Consider the following 20,376-nt stretch of genomic DNA (forward strand, 5'->3'; position numbering starts at 1 on the left):
AACTCCCCAATGCCGCACACCTTCGACCTGCTCGTCATCGGTGACGCCAACCCCGACGTCATCATCGGCCCGCTCCACGGTCCGCTCGCCTTCGGCCAGCGCGAACAACTGGTGCCCACCGGCACCCTCACCATCGGGGGATCCGGCGCGATCGTCGCCTGCGGGGCCGCGCACCTCGGCCTCAGAGTCGCCTTCGCCGGCCGGGTGGGCAACGACGACGCCGGCCGCTACATGCGCGACCGGCTCGCCGCCCACGGCGTCGACACCGAGGCGCTGACGCTCGACCCCAGCCGGGCCACCCCCATCACCGTCGCGCTCACCCGCGGCGACGACCGGGCTATCGTCACCGCCCCCGGCACCCTGGCCGCGACCACGGCCGACGACGTGCCGCCGGCACTGCTGGGCGCCGCACGGCATGTCCACTCCGCCTCCTACTTCCTGATGCCACAGCTCGCGACCGCGCTCCCGGAACTCCTGCGCACCGCACGCCACCACGGCGCCACCATCTCCCTGGACACCAACGACGACCCGGCCGGCCGGTGGGACCCCACCGGCCTGGACGCCGTCCTGGCCCACACCGACTTCCTGCTGCCCAACGCCGCGGAGGCCCGGCACCTGGCCCGCCTCGACACCACCGACCCGGCCGAGGCCGCCGCACAACTCGCCGTCCGGGGCCCGGTCACCGTCGTCAAGAACGGCGCCGACGGCGCGCTGTGCCACGACGGCGAACACCTCTTCACCACCCGGAGCATCCCGGTCGAGCCAATCGACGCGGTGGGCGCCGGCGACAGCTTCGACGCCGGGTTCATCGCCGGCCTCCTCCACGAGATGCCCCTGCCGCAAGCGCTCCGCCTCGCCGCGGTCTGCGGCGCCCTGTCCACCCGCGCCCACGGCGGCACGACCGCACAGCCCACGTGGGACGAAGCCCTCACCCGCCTTCCCGAGACCGAGGAAACCCCGGCATGACCACCCCCAAGATCGTCTTCGTCGGCGCCGGCAGCGTCGTCTTCACCCAGGGACTGCTCGCCGACCTCCTCGCGTTCGACGAGCTGAAGTCCGCGCACATCGCGCTGCACGACATCGACGCCAAGCGCCTGGCCACCGCACACGCCGCCGCCGTCCGCATCGCCGACACCCTCGGCGCCCGCCCCGCCATCACCGCACACGCCGACCGCCTCGAAGCCCTGGCGGACGCCGACTTCGTCATCAACATCGTGCAGATCGGCATGGGCGAGGCCACCCGCACCGACTTCGAGATACCGGCCCGCTACGGTGTGCGCCAGACCATCGGCGACACCCTCGGCATCGGCGGCATCTTCCGCGCCCTGCGTACCTTCCCGTTCCTCAAGGAGCTGGGCCGCGACATCGCCGAGGTCTGCCCGCAGGCCTGGCTGCTCAACTACACCAACCCCATGGCCATGAACGTCCAGTACCTGACACAGGCCACCGGCCTGACCCGGGTGGTGGGACTGTGCCACTCGGTCTACTGGACGATGCGCGACCTCGCCGACCTGGTCAAGGTCCCCTACGAGGAGATCAGCTACCACGCGGCCGGCGTCAACCACCAGGCGTGGGTGCTGCGCTTCGAGCACCAGGGGCAGAACCTCTACCCGAAGCTGGACGAGCTGATCGCCGCCGACGAGCAGCTGCGGCGCAGGGTCCGCGTCGACATGTACCGCAGGCTCGGTCACTACCCGACCGAGACCAGCGAGCACTCCTCCGAGTACGTCCCCTGGTACCTGCACCACACCAGCGAGGTCGAACGCCTACGGCTGCCCATCGGGGAATACCTCAAGATCGTCGATGAGAACGTGGCCGCCTACGAGAAGACCCGCGACGCACTGGCCGCCGGGGCCCCGATCACCGTCGAGGGCACGATGGAGTACGCGCCCCAGATCATCCACAGCATGGTCACCGGCACCCCGCGCACGGTCTACGGCAACATCCCCAACCGCGGCCTGATCGACAACCTGCCCGCGCACGGCGTGGTCGAAGTGCCGTGCCTGGTGGACTCGCTGGGCGTCCAGCCCACCCGCGTCGGCTCCCTCCCGCCCCAGCTGGCGGCGCTCAACCGCACCTACCTCAGCGCCAACGACCTGGTGGTGCGGGCGGCGATCGAGGACGAGCCCCGGCACATCAGACACGCCGCGATGACGGACCCGGCCACGGCCGCGACCCTGACGGTCGAGGAGATCTGGCGCCTGTGCGACGACATGGTCACCGCCCACGGCGACCGCCTCCAGCCAGGCCTGCGCAGCCGCCTGGAGCCGTGACCGGCGACCGGCACGGCAGCGGCCCCGGCCGCTGCCGTGCTGGCGCCGCGCCCGAAGAGGAGACGGGGAGAGCACACTGTTGAAGTTCTACATCGCGGTGGCGAAGGCGCGGTCACTGGTGCTGTTCAGCCCGGGCATCACCGACACGTCGAAAGTGAAGAACAGACCAGCCATAGGACCCACCGCGATGGTCGACACGAGAGCAGCGGGCCGGCGATTCTGCTCGGTCGCTCGGCCGGCCGCTGCGGTGTGGGGGTGCCGCTGCCCAACCGGCCGTACTCCTGCTGGTACGGATTGGCTGTCTTTGGTGCGTCCTCGCTCTGGTCGAGACGATGGTGGGTGGACGCCGACGCGCGCTCATGGCGAGCCCAGGCAGGCGGCGTCGGATGCGCCACGCGGCTGGATCGGTCCTGGACAGGATCTTCAGGAGGAGCCGGCGGTGGCGCGAGGCTACGTCGGACGGTTGAACCCCAGGCTCAGGCCCCCGTCGTGCCTGTCGCTGCCTGGGCTCGGTATTCCTGGGGGCTGAGGCCGCGGACTCGTTTGAAGGCGGAGCTCAGGGCGAAGCCGCTGCTGTAGCCGACCTGGCGGGCCACCATGGCCACCGTGGTGTCCGGTTCGCGCAGCAGGTCCGCGGCCAGGGTGAGCCGCCAGTCGGCGAGGTAGGCCATCGGCGGCTCCCCCACGACAGCGGTGAAGCGGCGGGCGAGCTGGGCCCGGGAGACGCCGACCTTGCGGGCGATCGACTCGACCGTCCACGAATGGGCGGGGTTGTCGTGCAGCAGCCGCAGTGCGGGACCCACGACCGGATCGCTCTGGGCCCGGTACCAGGCCGGTGCCCTGGAGTCGGGATCGGCCAGCCAGCCGCGTAGTACGTTGACCAGGAGCAGGTCCAGCAGCCGGTCCAGGACGAGTTCCTGGCCCGGCTCGTCGCGGGCCATCTCCTCGGCGAGCAGTCCGATCAGCGGGTCGTTGCCCTCTCCGGCGGGGCGTACGACAGCGGCGGGCAGCGTGCTCAGCAGGCGCCGGCCGATCTCGCTGGGCGCCAGGTAGGTGCCGGAGAGCATCACCGCCGAACCCTCGCCCAGCGCGTCTCCCCAGGTGCGCAGGCCGAGGGCCATCGTCTCCGTGACGTCCTCCCCGGCAGGGGTGTTGCACCGCTGGTCGGGACCGACGGTGATCTGCACCGCCGTGTCGAGCGCGTCGGAGACGACGTACGGGTCGGGCCCGCGCATCACCGCCACGTCGCCGGGGCGCAGCCGGACCGGCTCGGCGCGGTCGGGCCTGACCCAGGCTTCGCCGTGCACCATCGTCACCACCGAGATCGGCGCCCGGTCCTCGATCCGCAGCGCCCACGGCGGGTTGAACACGGACTTCAGCAGGAAGGCGCCGCGTGCCCTGGGCCCCTCGAGAAGGCCGGTGATCGCGTCCAATGTCGTCCTCCGGGAGTTGGGGGTACGGGACGCCTGCTCTCCGAGTCGAGGAACAGCCGGGAGCAGACGCCGACTCAGGTACGGGCCCAGAGTGCCAGGACCCGGCCGAGGCAGGCCAGGGCCGTTGTGCATTCCAGCGTGCGGGCGGCGGTGAAGTAGAAGCCCGCGCTCATGCCCATGACGATGGTGGCGGTGTAGGGCGCGAGGTCACCTCCCGCGCCGGGGGCTTTGGACACCGGGGGCACGGCGAGCGCAGAGGCGTGGGTCATCGCTGCGGCTCCTTGTCGTTGGACACCTGAGCCGCCTGGGCGAGCCGGACGACCGGGGCCGGCGTCCGCTCGTAGCGCCGGCGCACTACGGTCCGGCCGAGCAGGCGTACGGGCGGCGTCACGGTGGCCTCCAACCGGCCTGCGGTCGTCAGGTCCGCCTCGTCGAGCATCCACGGCGGCAGGTGGGTGAGGACCTTCGGCGGCGCGGTGCGCAGCAGTCTGCGTTCGACGGACAGACAGGCCTGCGGGCCAAGTTCCGCGAAGGCGGGGAAGGCCAGTTGCTCCTGGTCCGCAAGGTGATGGCACAGGATGGTGCCGAACGCGTCGGCGGCGGGGATCAGGACGGCCGGGGCACCGTGTACGAAGGCCTCGTCGACGCGGTCCTTGGCGTCATCGAGTCGCCCGTGGTCGTCGCCGAGGGTGCGCGCGGCCTCGGCGAACCCCGGTATCCCACGGTGCAGTTCGGGCCACGGCACCTCGTCCTCCCTGTGGTGGTGCCAGTCGATCACCTCACGCAGCCGGTGCCACCAGGTGCTGACCGGGACCATCTGCTCGGCCGTCACGGAGCGCGCTCCGGGCGTCGCGGCGCACGGCGAGGTGCATACGTGGGAATCCGTGAAAGTGGTCGCTTCGAAGCGGGCTCCTCGTTCCCTGGCGGGGCGACAAGGCGGGCGGCTGACAGCGCACGCGGCGCCGCGTCGGGCCGCGGTCGCCGGGTGCGTCAGGTTTGCCAGGTCCTCGGTTCCTCAGGTGTTCCAGACGCCGGTGGCGGCGGCGTCCCGGGCGAAGTCGGCGAAGTCCTTGGGCTTGCGGGCGAGGGCCTCCTCGACACCGTGGACGAGGTGGGCGTTGCGGCCGTCGAGGATCAGCTCGAACAGGTCGGCGAACTCGACGGGAAGCCCGTTGTCCTCGAGGGCCTTGCGGTACTCGTCGACCGTGACCGGGATGTACGTGATCTGCCGGCCGGTCGCCTTGCTCAGCTCCGTGGCGATGTCGTGGAAGCTCAGCAGACGCGGGCCGGACAGCTCGTAGGTCCTGCCGATGTGCCGGTCGTCGGTGAGGGCCGCCACGGCGACGTCGGCGATATCGTCGGCGTCGACGAATGCCTCCACCGCGTCCCCGGTCGGCAGGGCGAGCTCGCCGGCGAGGACCGGTTCGTGGAAGAAGCTCTCGCTGAAGTTCTGCGCGAACCAACTGGCCCTGATGACCGTCCAGTCGGCTCCGGACTCCTTGAGCTTGTCCTCGCTGATGCGGGCCCCTTCCTCGCCGCGCCCGGAGAGCAGGACCAGGCGCCGGGCGCCCTTGGCGACCGCGGTCCGGGCGAAGGCGCCTACGGTCTCGGCGGCGCCCGGGAAGGCGAGGTCGGGGTAGTAGGTGACGTAGACGGCGAGGACCCCGTCGAGGGCGGCCTCCCAGGTGCTGGCGTCCTCCCACACGAAGGGGGGCTCGCCGGACCTGGACCCGACCCGCACCGGAAGCCCTTGTGCGGTGAGCCGCTCAGCCACCCGGCGCCCGGTCTTGCCCGTGCCGCCGATCACCAGGATCATGCTGTCCGTCATCGCGGAAGTCGTGGAGTCGTTCCGTGTGTTCGTCATGCTCTCAGTCAACTCCCTGACCGCTGAGAGGAACCATGGCCGCGAAGCTCATCTCTGTACGCGAACGTCTACGGCAGCCGTACTTCTCGCACCCGGTCGAGTGCGCCCGTGTCGGTGAGCGCAACAGTCTGACTTGGTGGCCGAGGTGAGCGTTTCGCATCCCGTCACGGAGAAGCCGTCCCGACGGCCAACTTGCCCTGCTGCTTCAGCTACCGCAGCCGCACTCTCCGGTACCTGAAGCCCCAGCGCCCCACCAACGGTGCCCAACACGCCTGCCCGCAGCATGCCCCGTCCGCAGAAGGTGACCACGGAGTAGGTCGAGGATCTGCGCCTCCCTGTCCTTCAACTCGAGGTCGACTTACAGGTCCGGCTCGTCCAGTTCGGTTTCGTCGGCGATGTTGTAGATGGGATCTGCCAGCGACCGGGGCCAAGTGACGAGGTTGTCTACATCCACGACGGGCGGCGACCCAGTATTCCACTGCCAGGCCAACAGTTTCCGGACCGGAAATGGGACACGAGACCTGGACGATGGGCTGGGCGTGACCGCGTTGACTCCGGCGGGCGGGGCACGCAGCCAGACCTCGTGGCGGCCGTGGGCTTCACCGATCAGCAGCGGAGGCCGGCGGCGGGTCTGGGGTGTGTCAGGCTGGTTGTACGCGTCGGACGAGGACGCGTGGGTGAACCACCGCAGTTCGTCACAGACGTCAGCTGCGTCCGTGAGAGCGCTGTCCTGGCAGGTTCCCAGAATCCTCAGATGCCGTTGGCGGGCCACATCGCGTAGAGAGGCGAGCCGTCGGTGGAGGCCATCGCCGAGGTGACCGGCCTGCTCGCGCCGGGGGACGCGCGGCGCTCAGCGGGCGTGAGGTTCGGGCGCTGCCCTTGGGTGTGCCGGCCGGGGTTCTCCTGCGACGGAGCCCGGCCGGCATGTCCGGCGATTCAGCCCTGGAGGGAGGCGAGCCAGGCGGTCAGCAGGCGGTTGACCTCCTCGGGGCGCTCCTGCTGGATCCAGTGCCCGCAGCCGTCCAGGATGTGGGTGGAGGCCAGGCCGGGCAGGGTGGCTGGGTAGGCGTCGATCGCGTCGGCCATCCAGGTCGTGGAGGCGTCCAGGGCGCCGCCGATGAACAGGGACGGCTGCTTGATCGGGGCGCCGCCGTACTGGGCGAGGTCCTCCCAGTCGCGGTCCATGTTGCGGTAGCGGTTGAGGGCCCCGGTCATGCCGGTGCGCTCGAACTCCCCGGCGTACACGTCGAGGTCGTCCTCGGTCAGCCAGGCGGGCAGTTTGCCGCCGGGGAAGCGGTCGCGCAGCCGGCCGCCGGGGCGGGCCACAAAGTGCGGGTCGGGCTCGCCCTGGGCGGGCATGGTGTCGGCGGACAGGGCCGCGTAGAAGCCGGCGAGCCAGCCCCGGACGTCGGGCTCCATCTCTGCTTCGGCCCGGCCGGGCTCCTGGAAGTACGAGACGTAGAACTCCTGCTCGCCGCCCATCTGTGCGAAGACGTCGGTGGGGCGGGGGCCGCCGGGCGGGGCGTAGGGGACGCTCAGCAGTCCGACGGCGCGGAAGACCTCGGGGTGGAGCAGGGCGGAGGCCGCTGCGATGTTGGAGCCCCAGTCGTGCCCGACGACCACTGCCCTCTCCTCGCCCAGGGCGCGCACCAGGGCGACGTTGTCCTCCACCAGGTCGAGCATCCGGTAGGCGTCCGTCGCGGCCGGCTTGGAGGAGCGGCCGTAGCCGCGCACGTCGAGCGCCACGGCCCGGTACCCCGCCGCCGCGAGGGCCGGGAGCTGGCGGCGCCAGGAGTACCAGGACTCGGGGAAGCCGTGGACGAGCAGGACCAGCGGTCCGGTGCCCTGCTCGACCAGGTGCAGGCGCCCGGCGGGTGCCTCGATGGTGCGGTGGCGCAGGTCGGCGGACGGCGCGGGCTGGTGCATGGCTTCTCCTCGGTTCACGGGCGGCCGCGGTTACTCACCGATCATGCGGCGCGGCGGCCGCCCGACGCGAGTACCCTTGCCATCCTGGCAAACCTGCAGGACAGTGCAGTGGAGGCCGCACGGCCGGAGGGAGCGGGGCGACGGTGACGGACGACGGCATAGCCGACACGCTTGCGGCCATGGGCCCCCGGCTGCGGACCGCGCGCGAGCAGCGCGGCGCCACACTCACCGGCGTCACCCGCGCGACCGGCATCTCGCTGAGCACGCTGTCGCGGATCGAGACCGGCCGGCGCAAGCCGACCCTGGAGGTGCTGCTGCAGCTCGCGAGGGCGTACGACATCTCCCTGGACGAGCTGGCCGGCACCGCACCCGTCGCCGGGGCCGGACCGCGCACGCCGAGGCCGCAGCGTCCCGGCGACGACAAGGCGGTGCTGCCGCTGACCCGGTACGTGGGGGGCCTGCACGCCCACAAGCACGTCCTGCCGGCCGTCGACGCGCCGCCGGCGCGTCCGCGGCAGGTCTCCCACGACGGGTACGAATGGTTGTGCGTCCTGTACGGGCGGCTGTGGCTGGCGCTCGGCGAGCAGGACCTCGTCCTGAGCGCCGGAGACGTCGCCGAGTTCGACACCCGCACCGCTCACGGAGTAGCGAACGCCGGACCCGGCGGACCGGTCGAATACCTGATCATGTTCGGGCCGCAGGGAGAGCGCCTACGCCCGCGCACCCCTCCAGCCCCCGGCCGAGGGGCCCGGTAGCGCGGAGCACAGCGTCCGGCACGATTGGCTCTGACTGAGGTTTTCTCAACGGTGATCATTCGTGGTCCTGCGGCGAGGGAGGAACGCGGCAGGGAGAGCGGTCTACGGTCGCACCATGACGATCACGTATGAGTGGCGGGGCGACTTCGACAACACAGCCGTCAATGCGCTGCATGCAGCGGGCTTCAACCATCAGGCCTCGAACGTCGATTGGCTGGACCAGGTCCATCGCCACAGCCTGGGCTGGGTCTGTGCACGCCATAAAGGTGACCTCGTCGGTTCCGTGAATGTCGCGTGGGACGGCGGCGTCCACGCGTTCATCCTGGACACTGTGGTCGCGGCAAGCTACCGCCGCTCGGGGATCGGAGCCGGGCTTGTCGCCGAGGGCGCCCGACAAGCCTGTACAGCCAAGTGCGAATGGCTGCACGTCGACTTCGAGGACGATCTGCAACCGTTCTACTTCGACGCCTGCGGATTCCAGCCGACGGCCGCGGGTCTCATCGCACTCTGAGCCGACCCCGCCGCATCGCGCCTCCGCCATGAACACCCGCGAAGCCTCTGCTAGGACAGGTCTCACCACAAGATCATGTCCGTAGCAACCAGAAGCTTCACGGCGGTCACCCATGTTGCCATGCTCGGTGACCCAAGCCATGTCGTGCAGTACCGTGCCTGGCTGCTGGCCGCCCACCGCCGCCGGACACCGGCACACCGAAAGACGTCACGCGCGCTGAGGCCGGTCCGTCAGGCGGTGCTGGTGTTGCGCTGATTCCGCGAGCGCAACCGCGCGCAATGCCTGGCCCGTGACGTCGGATTCTCCAAGGCGTCGCTCTATTTGGTGAGGTGAAGGTGCTACTGAGCACGGCGAACCCATCGGCGGCGAAGGCCGAAAATGTTCAGCGACGCCCCGACCTCGACAGCCCCGGGCCGCCATGCAGTGAGTACTCAGGGAGTCTGGGGCGGGACAAGTCGCCATTCCCCGGAATGGCCAGGTGGGAGCGCCAGGTCACGGCGGACGGCCGCGTAGTACCGCTCACGTGCGGCGCGTTGGCGCTTGAGCATGGTTGACCAGGTTTCCGGGCTATGAGTCCGGTCTCGCAAGAATCCTTCCATCTCCATTACCACGACGACCCATTCGCGGGCTTTCTCCACCACGTCCGGGGTGCCAAGCATCAACAGCGCCTCCCCGGCTGGGTCTCGGGCATCAGTGGCATCGGCCAGGTGAGGCGCAGCTTCCTCGGGTGACAAGGGGTGTGGGTGAGGGTCGTTGCCGAGGTACGCCGCGATCCGGTATGCCAGGGTGACACTCTTCTTCAGCGACCTGGCGTAGTCGGAGTAGGCCGTCAGCCGCCGCTCTTCCCAACGGGCCGCCTGCTCACGACGGAAGCGGGCTTGGTCGCCGCGCGTGCTCGCCAGGTACGATCCAAGGGCACCGATTACCACGCCGATCAGTGCGGGGAGCTGTTGCATGAACTCCGACATGGCCACACGGTATATCGCCGCGACAGCTGCGACTTGCTGGGGTTTCAATTCATGAGTCTTCGGTAGCCGATGAGAGCCGCGGCGATGCCGACGAAAGTGAGGAAGTGCTTGGCCTTGCGCTCGTAGCGACTGTGGCGCGGAGCCCAGCCGGGACCGCGTCGCCACGCGGGAACACCTCGGTGGAGTCAACCGCGGACTTGAGCGCGCGGTTGGCTTCTCCTCTTGGTCCAAGCCGCGTACGCGAGCAAGACCCCGATCAGGACGACCGCCGCGGCGCGAACGACCTCCCACGCCGTCACCACCAGAGAGGAGGAACTTGGTGCTTCGACGTGCAGGCGCATCGTCATCTCCGCCAGCGCAATGACGGGAATCAGGAGCTGAAGGGGCAAGCAGACTCGGCCCCGCCGAGCCATCCACCCGGCAAGGCCAAGCAAGGGGCCAAGAACGAGAGCGACGACACCCCAGAAGGAAGTCATCGACGCAAACTCTCCCCAGGAGAAGTACGTCGTTTGCCCCGCCGTATCCGTCAGGTCTCCTGCGACGAAGTCCCCTTGGGTTGCCTTCGTGCTGTAGTAGGCAAGTACGGCCACAGTCAGCGAGACAGCTCCACCCACCGCAGCTCGCAGCTTTGTGGTGTCTACCATGCCTGCACAGAACGCGAGAGCGGCGTAACACCAGCCAGCGCTCAATATCGCCGCCAGCGCATAGGCAAAGCCTCCGCCAGTGGCATCAAGTAAAGGCCCCCCTGCTCCGACAACAGCGCCAGCGATCACGGCCGGTGAGATGACGGACAGCAACCGCACAGTTTTCACAACCTCGTTCGAGACATATCCGACACACGGGCTTGAACAACGATACGACGTTGCTGCTCGACCTGGACGGCCTGGCCGTGGCGAAGGTCGAGGTACCGAGCCGGCCTGCCCGCGTCGGACCTTCACCGAGCAGGTGAGCCAGGTTCCGGCCGAGGTGAGCGTGAACGGAGAATGGCCGCGCGGGCGTCGGTCCGGGCGTCCAGCTACGCCACAGCTTTGATGCGGAAGTCGCGAGTGTCCGGGCGGCGCGAGCGCAACGCCGCCTCGCTCCGGGCGGCGCGAGCGCAACGCCGCCTTGCTCCGGGCGGCGCGAGCCGTGGGGCGGTCCATCGTGTGGGGCATGCTCCGCGGCCCGCCACAGCGGCCGGCCCCAGGGGCCGGGCCGATGAGGTGTCAGTGCCTGGAGCGTGGCTCCCAGCGGAGTGCGGCCCGGCGCCGGGCACCAGCCGCCTGGCCCGGCGCTGGGGGTTCAACCCGCTGAAACCGGCTCGCGATTCGCCCCATCAGGCCCTCGAACGCTTCCCGCCAACGCGCGGGATCTGTTGCTGTGAACCTGTGGCCACCGTATTCGAGAGCAGGATGCGGCTGGCGAGCTGCCGCCACCTGCGCCGCCGCGGCACTCAACGACACGGCGGTCACCGCCGCCCTCCACGCCGTCCACGCCGTCCACGGGACCCGGCAGCGCCATGGACCGTGGCGAAACTCGCCGCGGGAGCGGGCCTGTCCCGGGCAGCGTTCGCCAGGCGCTTTTCCGCACTGATCGGTCAACCGCCCCTCGGCTACCTGACCTGGTGGCGGCTGACCATGGCAGCCCGCCTGCTACGGGCGACACAAGCGCCGCTGAGATCCATCGCTGCCCAGGTGGGATACACCGCCTTCGCCAACGCGTTCAAGCGCACCCATGGGCTAGCCCCCGGCGCGTACAGGGGCAGGAGCTGAATCGGCTGCAGGGACAGTTGTACGCCGACACCACCGGCGACCGCCTCGATGAGGAGGACCCTTCGACCCGACCCCTGGCATCTGGGGGTGGGAGGAATGTTGCGGCAAGTGTCGGAACCCGAGCGTGGCTACTGGCTCACTTCTCGGCCGTCGCCGACAGCAGAGCGCGGTGGGTCCCGGATCAGGTGATCCGGGACCCACCGGTAGCTGGATGCTGCTGTCAGTGGGCGGTGGTGTGGACGGCCGTGCCCGCCGTAACGCCCTCGGGGGTGGCGATGGCCATGACGTCGGAGGCGACGGCTGCGATCGGCGTGTCGACGTAGAGACCGCCGAAGCCGCCGACCGCGAGGCCGCCGGAGACGTTGTCCAGGTCAGCGTCGGAGATCTCGGCTGTCGCAACCTGGGGGGCGAGGTTCATCACGCGTGGTTCCCTTCGAATGAGCACTTTTGAATGGCAGCGGTCGCTCGCTCGGCTTCCGGTACCGGAGTTCGTGTCCGCGAGTTTGCGCCACGCGAAGGATCAAAGCAGGCCGATCAGGGGGCGGCCAGTCGCCCGAGTCCCGGACGGGACGCAGATCGGAATGCGCCTTCACCAGTGTGACCACGCAATGACCTGACACACCGACTCCTTCACATGGCCCGCTGAGCAGGTGCAGACGTGACGGTTGCCAGCGGTACGCGGGGCGGTCACTTCCGCGCCGAAGTCAGCGGCTTCCGGCTTTTTCATGACGGGTGCCCAGGTTCGGCATGACCCGGCGGTGAACGGTGTGAGGGTTTATCGGATTTTCGGCATCCCGTCGGGTGCGCGAGGGCCCGGCCCTCTGTTTGGCTCTCCGCTCGAAGGTGGGACCGGCCGCCCCGTCGCTTGGCAAGCGAGTCCACGGTGCTGAGTCTTTTTCACCTTCAGGCCGACGCGGCGAGGTGGGGGCCGGGGGTAGCGAGAACAGCGCTGGCCCGAGAGCAGCAGTCGGGTTCATTGCCTGCCCTGCGAGCACGGCATGGTCGACGCGCTCGTCATGGCCGGCGTTTTCTGGTGGGTCGACAGGGGCTATCAGGGCGCCGGAGGCACGGTTCGCGTTTTCCTGCGGTAGGTGGGAGATGCTTTGCACCGGTCAGCAGGCCGTCAACCGGTCCCCTGCGAAGATCCGGGCCCTCGTCGAGCAGGCCGTCGCCGCCCTCAGGTCCAGGCGACTCCTGCGCACGTCGAGTCGTCAGCTGTGCGGCCAAGGAGTGGGCTCGTTGTGGTGAGCGCAGCGACTGCAGCTCTTCGTGCAGCCCGCGCGGCTCCCGACCGGATGCGACCGCTCACTCGTAGTCGTACGTCAGCCGATGCCCAGGGTGCTCTGCGCGTGCAGTTGCGCCGCTAGTTGGGGGAGGACGCTGTCGCAGGGGTGTGTCAGAGTCTGTGCATGCTCGAGATCGTGGTGAAGACGGAGAACGGGGAGCGGCACGTCCGTGTGTCCGCCGAGGAACTGGCCGGGCTGGTTCGCCGTATCGGCGGTGACGGTGACCGGTTCCTGGTGGTCCAGCGAATACCTGACCTGCCTGACGTTTTCGCCCAAGTCTGGCACCAGGCCGGCGGTGATTACACTGTGGAGCATCGCGACGGTGCCGCTGACCGGCACTTCCAGGCGATGGCCGACAGGCCCGAGGCCGTGATCGCGGCGATGACCGGCTGGGCACGCCGGGAGACTGGATGGGACGGTGGCCTGGTCTGGTCGCTGCTGGACATGGGCCCCACCCGCGAGGTGCCGCCGCTCGACCTCGACGAGGCCGAGCACGAAGAGTTGGAAAAGCGCGTCCGCGAGGTGTTGTTCGGCGGCTACGCCTCCCGTGCCGAACTGGCCGAACTCGCTGAGGAGCACCTGGTCACCAGCGACCGCCGCCCCGTTTCGGGCGAGCAGGCACAGGCGCTGGCCGATCGGTTGTGGCTGGAGCGCGTTGCGGAGCAAGCTTCATGGCAAGACGAGACCGACCCTGAACGGCTCACCCGTGCGTTCACCACCCTGCGGGAGGCCGGTATCACCGCCCGCGAGAACTTCGCCTGTTGCCGCAACTGCGGCCAGTCCGAGATCGGTGGTGCAGGCGAGCCCGACGCTCGTGGGTTCGTCTACTTTCACACCCAGTGCACGGATTCCGCCGCAGCCGGCCACGGACTGATGCTCCTCTATGGCGGCTTCGACGGCTCGTCTCAGACCACCGCAGCCATCGGTCACGAGGTCGTGGCTGCCCTCGAAGCAGTCGGCCTGCACACCGAGTGGGACCGTGATCCCGGCCGGGCCATCACGGTCACCCCATTGGACTGGCGCCGCCGCCTGGTCGGCTAGCACTCCGGTGCGGTTTTGTGATGGGCGTCGGGCCGTTCTCCAGGGGTGGAGCGTGAGGTCAGATAACCGCCAGCGTCCGACGGCGGAGCCCGTGATGCTCGATGCCATGAACCGACTTGAAGGAAAAGTGGCGTTGGTGACCGCTGGATCGCGAGGCATCGGTGCTGCCATCGCGCTGCGACTGGCCGAAGAAGGCGCCGATATTGCCCTGACTTACCAGAACAGTGCTGAGCGTGCCGCCGAGGTTGTCGAGCAGGTCAAGGCCGTCGGCCGTCGGGTGCTGGCCGTCCAGGCCGACAGCGTGGTCCCGGACGCCTTGATCGCTGCGGTGGATGAGACTGCCGAGTCGTTCGGCGCCCTGGACATCTTGGTCAACAACGCCGGGGTCTTCCTGGTCGGCCCGCTTGAGGAGATCGGGCCGACGGAGATCGACCGTACCCTGGCGGTGAACGTCCGTGCCCCGTTCGTCGCGTCCCAGGCAGCGGTGCGTCACATGGGCCAGGGAGGCCGCATCATCAGCATCGGCAGCAATGTGGCCGAGCGTGCGGTCTTCCCGGGAATGGCGCTGTACTCGATGAGCAAGACAGCCCTCATCGGCATGACCAAGGGCCTGGCCCGGGAGCTCGGCCCGCGGGGCATCACCGTGAATCTGGTGCACCCTGGGCCCACGGACACCGACTCCAACCCCGCCCATGGCCCCAACGCAGCGGCAATCGCCGGGTTCACCGCCCTGGGCCGCTATGCGGAAGCGGCTGAGATCGCCGCCACCGTTGCCCACCTGGCAAGCTCCGACGGTCGGTACATCACCGGAGCCACGATCGCCGTCGACGGAGGATTCACCGCCTGAACATCGAGCGGGTACTGCTGGCTCAGCTGCTCGCCCCGGGCCGTTGCAGCGTCTGCTGCGAAGTGCCCGCCGGGATGCCGACGTGGTCCGTGACGATGTGCGTGCCTGCGTCTTCGAGCGCCTGCGAGCCGTTGGGTGAACCGGCATCCGCGCGGACGCCGTCGTTGCCGACCGCCTGCTCGCCCCGGCCCGGCTCCGGCAAAACGCCGGAGCCGGAGCAAAACGGCCGCGCTACTACGACTGGGCCTGGGTCGGACCGGCACGGACGGCCATCGGGGGAGGGAAGTCGTTGTCGGTGCTTTCGCTGTGTTGGTGGCCCGGAGTGGGAATGGGCGTGGGGGCGCACGGGGGCGGGTGGGGGAGTGTGTGGAGCGGGTCGGAGTTCTTCCGGGGGCGGGGTCGCGGCCTTCGCGGTGGGTCGGTGTGGATTCGGCTGTGGTGGGGACGGGCGCCGGTGCTTTGGCCGCGACGTTGCTGACGGGGTCACGGTCTGTCTGGGGTATGGCCGGCCAGTAGGACGAGGGAGTTCTGTTCCTCGAGCTCGTGCCGTTGGCGGATCCGGGTCTCGGTGTGATCGTGTGCCGGCTGGCTGTGCTGCTTCCCGGCTGGTACCTCAGCCAACCCGGTCCGTTGTCCGCGGCCGGGGACTGCTGTGCCCGTAGTCGCCGCGGTAGCCGTGCCTTCAGGCCGGGGGTGGAGGAGGGGGCGTGGTCGGCTTGGTCAGGAATCGAGAAGCGCGGGGGGCGGAGCAGGTTCTAGCCTGGTCGTCATGGATATCACTATTCACGCGAGTTTCCTGCCGCATGATGATCCGGATGCGTCGCTTGTTTTCTACCGTGACGTTCTCGGTTTCGAGGTCCGCAGTGATGTCGGGCAGGGCAGGATGCGGTGGATCACGGTCGGTCCGGCCGGTCAGCCGGGCACGTCGATCCTTCTGGCGCCGCCGGCCGCGGATCCGGGAGTGACCGAGGACGAGCGGCGCACCATCACCGAGATGATGGCCAAGGGCACCTATGGCTGGATCCTGCTGGCCACTCCGGACCTCGACGCTACGTTCGAGAGGGTGCAGGCCGGTGATACCGAGGTCGTCCAGGAGCCGACCGAGCAGCCGTACGGCATCCGTGACTGCGCTTTCCGCGACCCTGCGGGCAACCTGGTCCGTATCCAGGAGCTTCGCTGAGCCGTGCGGGTCTCGGTGCGGCCGTGCCGGCAGGTACCGCGACCACCTGCGCGGAACGCGGCGCTCCATCGCGATGGTGCCCGCCTTGCCGGCCGCCCACCGGGGCCGCGTCCGCAGCCTCGTTGAACCGGAGCTGAATCGGACTGGAGCCCGGAGTTCTTCCCGCTGCTGTCCGGCAGTTGTTTGACTGGCCGGCTGGTGGGCTCCGGCGGGCCGGTCCTCATCACCGAGTGCCTGGGGTGCCTGTGTCAGCAGGCATCTCAGGCGCTGGTAGGCGTTGATGGAAGAGACACGGAAGGGGATTTTCATGTGTCGGCCCGAGTGGCGGCGCGCACGCGTCCAGGCGCAGCGCTTGACCGATCTTGCGCGGCTGCGGCGTGTCCGTGACCGGATCGACCGGGAGTATGCGCAGCCGCTGAACGTGGAGGCGTTGGCTCGTGGTGTGAACATGTCCGCCGGGCATCTCAGCCGGCAGTTCCGGGCCGCCTATGGTGAGTCGCCGTATGCGTACCTGATGACGCGTCGTATCGAGCGTGCGGCGGCGTTGCTGCGGCGGGGCGACCTCAGTGTGACCGAGGTCTGCTTCGCGGTCGGCTGTGCGTCGCTGGGTACATTCACCACCCGCTTCACCGAACTGGTCGGCGTGTCGCCCGGGGCTTTCCGGCGCCGTGCGGCGGATGCGGCGGGTGTGGGGGGTGGCCGTGTCGATGCCGCGAGTACGGCCGGTGATGGGGGGCCTGGGGTCGCGGTGGAGGGGATGCCTGCGTGTGTGGCGAAGCAGGTGACGAGACCGGTCAGGAATCGAGAAGCCCCGGCCGCCGGGCAGCCTCTAGCGTGATGGCCATGGCAACCACCGCATCCACCGCATCCCACACGTCCGTCGCATCCGTCATCCTCGAGGCGGCCGATCCCGAGGCCGCTCGCCGTTTCTACACCCAGTTCGGCGTGGACGCGCACCTGCGCCTGCGGGCGTCCGAGGCGCATTCCGCCGGATTCCGCGGCTTCACGCTGGCGCTGACGGTGTCCGGGCCGGCCACCGTCGACGGTTTCGTCGGCGTTGCCGTGGACGCCGGTGCCACGGTGCTGAAGCCCGCCGCGAAGTCGCTGTGGGGCTACGGTGGCGTCGTCCAGGCGCCGGACGGGACGATCTGGAAGGTGGCGACGTCGGCGAAGAAGGACACCGGCCCGGCCACGCGCGAGATCGACGAGATCGTCCTCCTGCTCGGCGTCGAGGACGTGAAGGCCAGCAAGCAGTTCTATGTCGGCCGGGGCCTGAGCGTGGCCAGGAGCTTCGGCGGCAAGTACGCCGAGTTCGCCTCCGGCGAGTCCAGCCCGGTCAAGCTGGCGCTGTACAAGCGCCGGGGCCTGGCCAAGGATCTCGGCGTTTCCGCCGAGGGCACCGGATCGCACCGCATCGTCATCGGCGGCACCGCCGGCTCCTTCACCGACCCGGACGGATTCGCCTGGGAGTCCGCCACGTCGCTCACCTCCGCGCCGTCCACGGCGCCTGCACTGTCCTGACCCGCGGCCTCGCCCCCCCGCCCTGGCCCGCCTCGTTCCTGTACGGAGGAAATCTGCCATGCAGTCCACGAAACCGTCCGCCGGGAACTCCGGCACGACCGCCGAGCAGTACAACGGATTCACCGCCGAGGAGCGGGCCGCGATGAAGGAGCACGCGCGGGAGCAGAAGAAGGCGCAGGCGCGGCGCGGTTCGCGGGCGGAGAAGGAGGCGGCAGCGGAGCGGGACGTGCTCGCGAAGATCGCCGAGATGCCGGAAGCGGACCGGGTCCTCGCCGAGCGGATCCACGACATCATCACGACCGCCGCTCCGGACCTCACGCCCAAACTCTGGTACGGGATGCCCGCCTACGCCAGAGACGGCAAGGTCCTGTGCCACTTCCAGAGCGCGCAGAAGTTCAAGTCGAGGTATGCCACGCTCGGATTCAGCGACCAGGCGGCACTCGACGACGGCGCCCTATGGCCGACCGCCTATGCCCTGAAGGAGCTGACCGCAGCCGACGAAGAGCGCATCAGCGCGCTGGTCAGGAAGGCGGTGGGCTGAGGCCGGCGGGGCAGCACCGGCAGCGAACGCGACCGAGCAGTGGAAGAGTTCACACGCTTGGTACAGCGCGTCGCACCACGTCCCGACTGATTCCACAGCAAGGCGAGCCGAAATGCGCCGGTCCTGTCCCCCACCGACGCGCGCAACCCGGCAGTGCTGGGGCGGACTCGGAGGAGCGTGGCCGGGGCACCCTGACCGGAGCCCCAGGTCGACACGCTGGTCCATGCCGAGACGAAACATTCCGTACGGGTTGGTACTCGGCCAGAAGGGCGCGGTCAGCCCGCGCCGGTCATGGACGCCCGGCTTCTTCGCCCGGGCCGGGGGCGAAGCCGACGACGCTCGCGCCGCAGCAGGTCCTCAGCCATCGCCGCGACCTCAGCGCGAGCTTCCCCGTCCAGATGTTCGAGGCCTGATGGCCCGCAGCGGCCCTGTCAGTCCCTTCTGCAAGCATGCTGGTCACCGAGGCGTCCGCCTTTGTTGAGACTCTTTGAGTTCGGCTCGGGCCGCAGTTCCGTGAACGCGGAAGTCAGCGACGGGAAGACACCATGCGCCCCTGGGTGTCCGTACCGTCGCGATTAATGCACTCGGGGCCGTAGGAACAGTGGTCGGCTGTGGTGATCGACGGCTTGGCCGGTTCATGCCTGGAACTCGGTGAGGTCGATGGCGTGAACGCGCAGCGGGTAGCCGTACACCGGGTGGACCGTTTCCCGCTCGGGCGCCATGCCGAGCTTGCGGATGACGTTCTCGGAGGCGTTGTCACCCACCTGGTTGATGCTGATGACGCGGTCCAGGCCGCGGTCCTGGAGAGCGAACTCCAGTGTGGCGTGGGCGGCTTCGGACGCGTACCCCTGGCCCCAGAACTGTGAGCCGATCCGCCAGCTGATCGCCACGGCGGGCATCACCTCCGGCAGGAACTCGGGCATGGACAGTCCTGTGAAGCCGATCAGTTCGCCCGAGGCCAGTAGCTCGACGGCGAAGAGTCCGAAGCCCTCCTCGTCCCACTCCTCCTCCCACCGCTCGATGTCCTCGGCCGTGTGGGCCAGGTCGCGCACCGAGCCGTCGTCGATCCAGCGCATGACCTGTGGGTCAGCGTTGATGTCCGCCATTGGCGCGAGGTCGTCTTCGTGCCAGGTACGGAGGAGGAGGCGGGGTGTGCGGATCTCGGTCATGCGCCCATCCTGCCGAAGGTGAGGGCCTCATCGGTAATCCGGCGCTCGCCTGCGCTGCCGCTGCGGAACCACAAGGCTCAAGCCGCCTGCAGCGAGCACCGTGACGGGTGCAACATCGGGCTGACGGCCGGGCAGACGACGTGCCACTTGGGCAGCGCGGTCGAGAGGTGAGGCCGATTCGGCGGCAGCCTGCCGCAGCACCAAGATCATTCACGGAATCGCGGTCAGAGCCTTGAAGAGGGTTCTGACCGCGATTCCGTGAATCCGCAGGTCAGCCGCTGACTGCGGGGACGTTCGCCCGGCACCTGGCGCAGGCGATTCAGTCCCACCAGAACGACCAGTGCGTCCGCTGAGGCAGGCTCGCTGCGTATTCGGGGAAGGGCGTCGGCGGGTCGTCCACGATGTTGTCTGCGGTCGACAGGACATGCTCCAAGGCAAGAAGGTCCGCGTGCGCCGCGGTCCGTGGCGGGCGGGCAACGGAGACGAACAACCTGCCTGCCATTCCCACCACCCGGGCGCCGAACCGCTCCTCCCAGCTGCGCAGCAGCGCGCACACCAGCGGCAGCGAAGCGTCCGCATCCCAGCCGAGAAGTGCCGGGATATCGGCGCTGCGCTGCGCGGGGACCAACACGAGGCTGCATCCAGCCAAACTTGGTCGTCTTGAAAGATCAGCCGGTGGCCGTTCGTCTATGCGGGCCTCATCCCGACGCCGGAGCAAACCCCCCGATCAGGTCGAACCCGTACACCACTTCCCTAGACGCAACCCCTTCGCCAAGGTGGCTCACTGCTATGAGTGAGGGGATATCCGTCTGCCGCAGCTACGAGAATCGGGCCCAGTCGGACGGTGCGGACAGGGTCCGCAGGATGCACTGCCATCGGTCCGGATCGTCGCCGCACGGAGGAGGGGTCAGCGCCTGCCGTTACCCGAGCGCCGTGGCCGCCAGCGTCGGCGGAAGGGTGTGCGTCGGGCGGCTGGGCGTACCCGGCCCGCGGGAAGTGTCGGTTCTTGTGGGAGCTGCCTTGCCGATCCGGTACGCAGGCAGGGTGTGGGGGCGCGCCCCGGAGCACGTGCGGCCGGTCGACGGCGTCGACTACGACCAGGTCGTCGCCGCAGTCCGTGGTCCGGGAGGTGCTCGGGGAGCGCCAACCTTCGGGGTGAGTGCTGCAGAAGCTGCGCGGCGGCCGCGGCCCGGCTGGGGTTTCAATGAACGAGTCAGAAGCTGTTGTCTTTTCGATCTTGAGCGGTGGCAGTCGAACGCGGGTTCCCGGTCGGGTGATCCTGCCGTGGTCAGGGCATGAAGACGGGGCCT

Annotated in this window: 20 protein-coding genes and 2 pseudogenes; 12 read left to right on the forward strand and 10 right to left on the reverse strand. The window is 69.3% G+C overall.

From position 1 onward, the window contains the following. The first annotated feature begins 9 nt into the window (after positions 1-9). Together ACWEK3_RS36895 and melA are read left to right on the forward strand one after the other, a co-directional pair. Entirely contained in the window at positions 10-966 is a 957-nt protein-coding gene (locus ACWEK3_RS36895; RefSeq protein WP_453251704.1) for a carbohydrate kinase family protein, read from the forward strand. Beyond that, positions 963-2,273: an alpha-galactosidase gene (gene melA, locus ACWEK3_RS36900; RefSeq protein WP_450544737.1), complete on the forward strand. Its 1,311-nt coding sequence runs from the start codon at positions 963-965 to the stop codon at positions 2,271-2,273. Before ACWEK3_RS36895 ends, melA begins: the two co-directional genes overlap by 4 nt. Before the next feature lie 476 nt (positions 2,274-2,749). Here melA and ACWEK3_RS36905 read toward each other — a convergent pair whose 3' ends face one another. The 5 genes from ACWEK3_RS36905 to ACWEK3_RS36925 all read right to left on the reverse strand — a co-directional run bounded on the left by ACWEK3_RS36905 (position 2,750) and on the right by ACWEK3_RS36925 (position 7,496). Further along, positions 2,750-3,706 (reverse strand): AraC family transcriptional regulator, encoded by a 957-nt coding sequence (locus ACWEK3_RS36905; protein WP_450544031.1) that lies wholly within the window; start codon positions 3,704-3,706, stop codon positions 2,750-2,752. A gap of 74 nt (positions 3,707-3,780) precedes the next feature. After that, the gene (locus tag ACWEK3_RS36910) at positions 3,781-3,975 is read right to left on the reverse strand and encodes a hypothetical protein (protein WP_450544029.1); all 195 of its coding nucleotides are present in this window, start codon (positions 3,973-3,975) and stop codon (positions 3,781-3,783) included. Continuing rightward, entirely contained in the window at positions 3,972-4,538 is a 567-nt protein-coding gene (locus ACWEK3_RS36915) for a hemerythrin domain-containing protein (protein ID WP_453251705.1), read from the reverse strand. The genes ACWEK3_RS36910 and ACWEK3_RS36915 overlap by 4 nt, the downstream gene beginning before the upstream one ends. Positions 4,539-4,721: 183 nt before the next feature. Beyond that, a complete protein-coding gene (locus ACWEK3_RS36920) occupies positions 4,722-5,570 on the reverse strand; it encodes an NmrA family NAD(P)-binding protein (protein WP_453251706.1) in 849 nt (282 codons plus the stop codon). A gap of 936 nt (positions 5,571-6,506) precedes the next feature. Next, positions 6,507-7,496, reverse strand: coding sequence for an alpha/beta fold hydrolase (locus tag ACWEK3_RS36925; protein WP_453251707.1), 990 nt, complete (start codon positions 7,494-7,496; stop codon positions 6,507-6,509). A gap of 179 nt (positions 7,497-7,675) precedes the next feature. Here ACWEK3_RS36925 and ACWEK3_RS36930 point away from each other — a divergent pair, with 179 nt between their 5' ends. Continuing rightward, positions 7,676-8,251, forward strand: coding sequence for a helix-turn-helix domain-containing protein (locus ACWEK3_RS36930; RefSeq protein ID WP_453251711.1), 576 nt, complete (start codon positions 7,676-7,678; stop codon positions 8,249-8,251). Positions 8,252-8,366: 115 nt separating this feature from the next. Continuing rightward, positions 8,367-8,762: a GNAT family N-acetyltransferase gene (locus tag ACWEK3_RS36935; RefSeq protein WP_453251708.1), complete on the forward strand. Its 396-nt coding sequence runs from the start codon at positions 8,367-8,369 to the stop codon at positions 8,760-8,762. 431 nt (positions 8,763-9,193) lie between these two features. Here the strand turns inward: ACWEK3_RS36935 and ACWEK3_RS36940 are convergent, their stop codons facing one another. After that, complete coding sequence (locus ACWEK3_RS36940) at positions 9,194-9,730, reverse strand: hypothetical protein (protein WP_450544019.1); 537 nt, start codon at positions 9,728-9,730, stop codon at positions 9,194-9,196. A gap of 185 nt (positions 9,731-9,915) precedes the next feature. After that, positions 9,916-10,527 (reverse strand): DUF6518 family protein, encoded by a 612-nt coding sequence (locus ACWEK3_RS36945; RefSeq protein WP_453251709.1) that lies wholly within the window; start codon positions 10,525-10,527, stop codon positions 9,916-9,918. A gap of 622 nt (positions 10,528-11,149) precedes the next feature. Between ACWEK3_RS36945 and ACWEK3_RS36950 the strand changes: the two are divergent. After that, a pseudogene (locus ACWEK3_RS36950) lies at positions 11,150-11,481 on the forward strand (helix-turn-helix transcriptional regulator); the annotation flags it as partial. Positions 11,482-11,701: 220 nt separating this feature from the next. On the opposite strand, the gene ACWEK3_RS36955 reads toward ACWEK3_RS36950, so the two are convergent. Next, on the reverse strand, positions 11,702-11,899 hold the full coding sequence (locus ACWEK3_RS36955; RefSeq protein ID WP_450544011.1) for a hypothetical protein: 198 nt from the start codon (positions 11,897-11,899) through the stop codon (positions 11,702-11,704). Positions 11,900-12,470: 571 nt separating this feature from the next. Between ACWEK3_RS36955 and ACWEK3_RS36960 the strand changes: the two are divergent. From ACWEK3_RS36960 to ACWEK3_RS36990, 7 genes and pseudogenes are all read left to right on the forward strand, one after another. Continuing rightward, positions 12,471-12,681 (forward strand): annotated as a pseudogene (locus tag ACWEK3_RS36960) (IS5/IS1182 family transposase); the annotation flags it as partial. Positions 12,682-12,890: 209 nt separating this feature from the next. Continuing rightward, positions 12,891-13,808 (forward strand): DUF6891 domain-containing protein, encoded by a 918-nt coding sequence (locus ACWEK3_RS36965; protein WP_453251710.1) that lies wholly within the window; start codon positions 12,891-12,893, stop codon positions 13,806-13,808. Between the two features lie 94 nt (positions 13,809-13,902). After that, the gene (locus ACWEK3_RS36970) at positions 13,903-14,655 is read left to right on the forward strand and encodes an SDR family NAD(P)-dependent oxidoreductase (RefSeq protein WP_450544007.1); all 753 of its coding nucleotides are present in this window, start codon (positions 13,903-13,905) and stop codon (positions 14,653-14,655) included. 769 nt (positions 14,656-15,424) lie between these two features. Further along, positions 15,425-15,835: a VOC family protein gene (locus ACWEK3_RS36975; RefSeq protein WP_365426652.1), complete on the forward strand. Its 411-nt coding sequence runs from the start codon at positions 15,425-15,427 to the stop codon at positions 15,833-15,835. Between the two features lie 307 nt (positions 15,836-16,142). Next, on the forward strand, positions 16,143-16,673 hold the full coding sequence (locus ACWEK3_RS36980) for a helix-turn-helix transcriptional regulator (RefSeq protein WP_450544036.1): 531 nt from the start codon (positions 16,143-16,145) through the stop codon (positions 16,671-16,673). Then, positions 16,673-17,356 carry a glyoxalase gene (locus tag ACWEK3_RS36985; RefSeq protein WP_450544005.1) on the forward strand — a complete coding sequence of 228 codons (684 nt, stop codon included), beginning with the start codon at positions 16,673-16,675 and terminating at the stop codon, positions 17,354-17,356. The genes ACWEK3_RS36980 and ACWEK3_RS36985 overlap by 1 nt, the downstream gene beginning before the upstream one ends. A gap of 58 nt (positions 17,357-17,414) precedes the next feature. Next, complete coding sequence (locus ACWEK3_RS36990) at positions 17,415-17,897, forward strand: iron chaperone (RefSeq protein WP_450544003.1); 483 nt, start codon at positions 17,415-17,417, stop codon at positions 17,895-17,897. Between the two features lie 635 nt (positions 17,898-18,532). On the opposite strand, the gene ACWEK3_RS36995 is transcribed toward ACWEK3_RS36990, so the two are convergent. Beyond that, a complete protein-coding gene (locus tag ACWEK3_RS36995) occupies positions 18,533-19,066 on the reverse strand; it encodes a GNAT family N-acetyltransferase (RefSeq protein WP_450544001.1) in 534 nt (177 codons plus the stop codon). 319 nt (positions 19,067-19,385) lie between these two features. Further along, the gene (locus ACWEK3_RS37000; protein ID WP_450543999.1) at positions 19,386-19,697 is read right to left on the reverse strand and encodes a DUF4253 domain-containing protein; all 312 of its coding nucleotides are present in this window, start codon (positions 19,695-19,697) and stop codon (positions 19,386-19,388) included. Positions 19,698-20,376 lie beyond the last annotated feature (679 nt).

It is taken from the genome of Streptomyces sp. NPDC004721, from assembly GCF_053601495.1.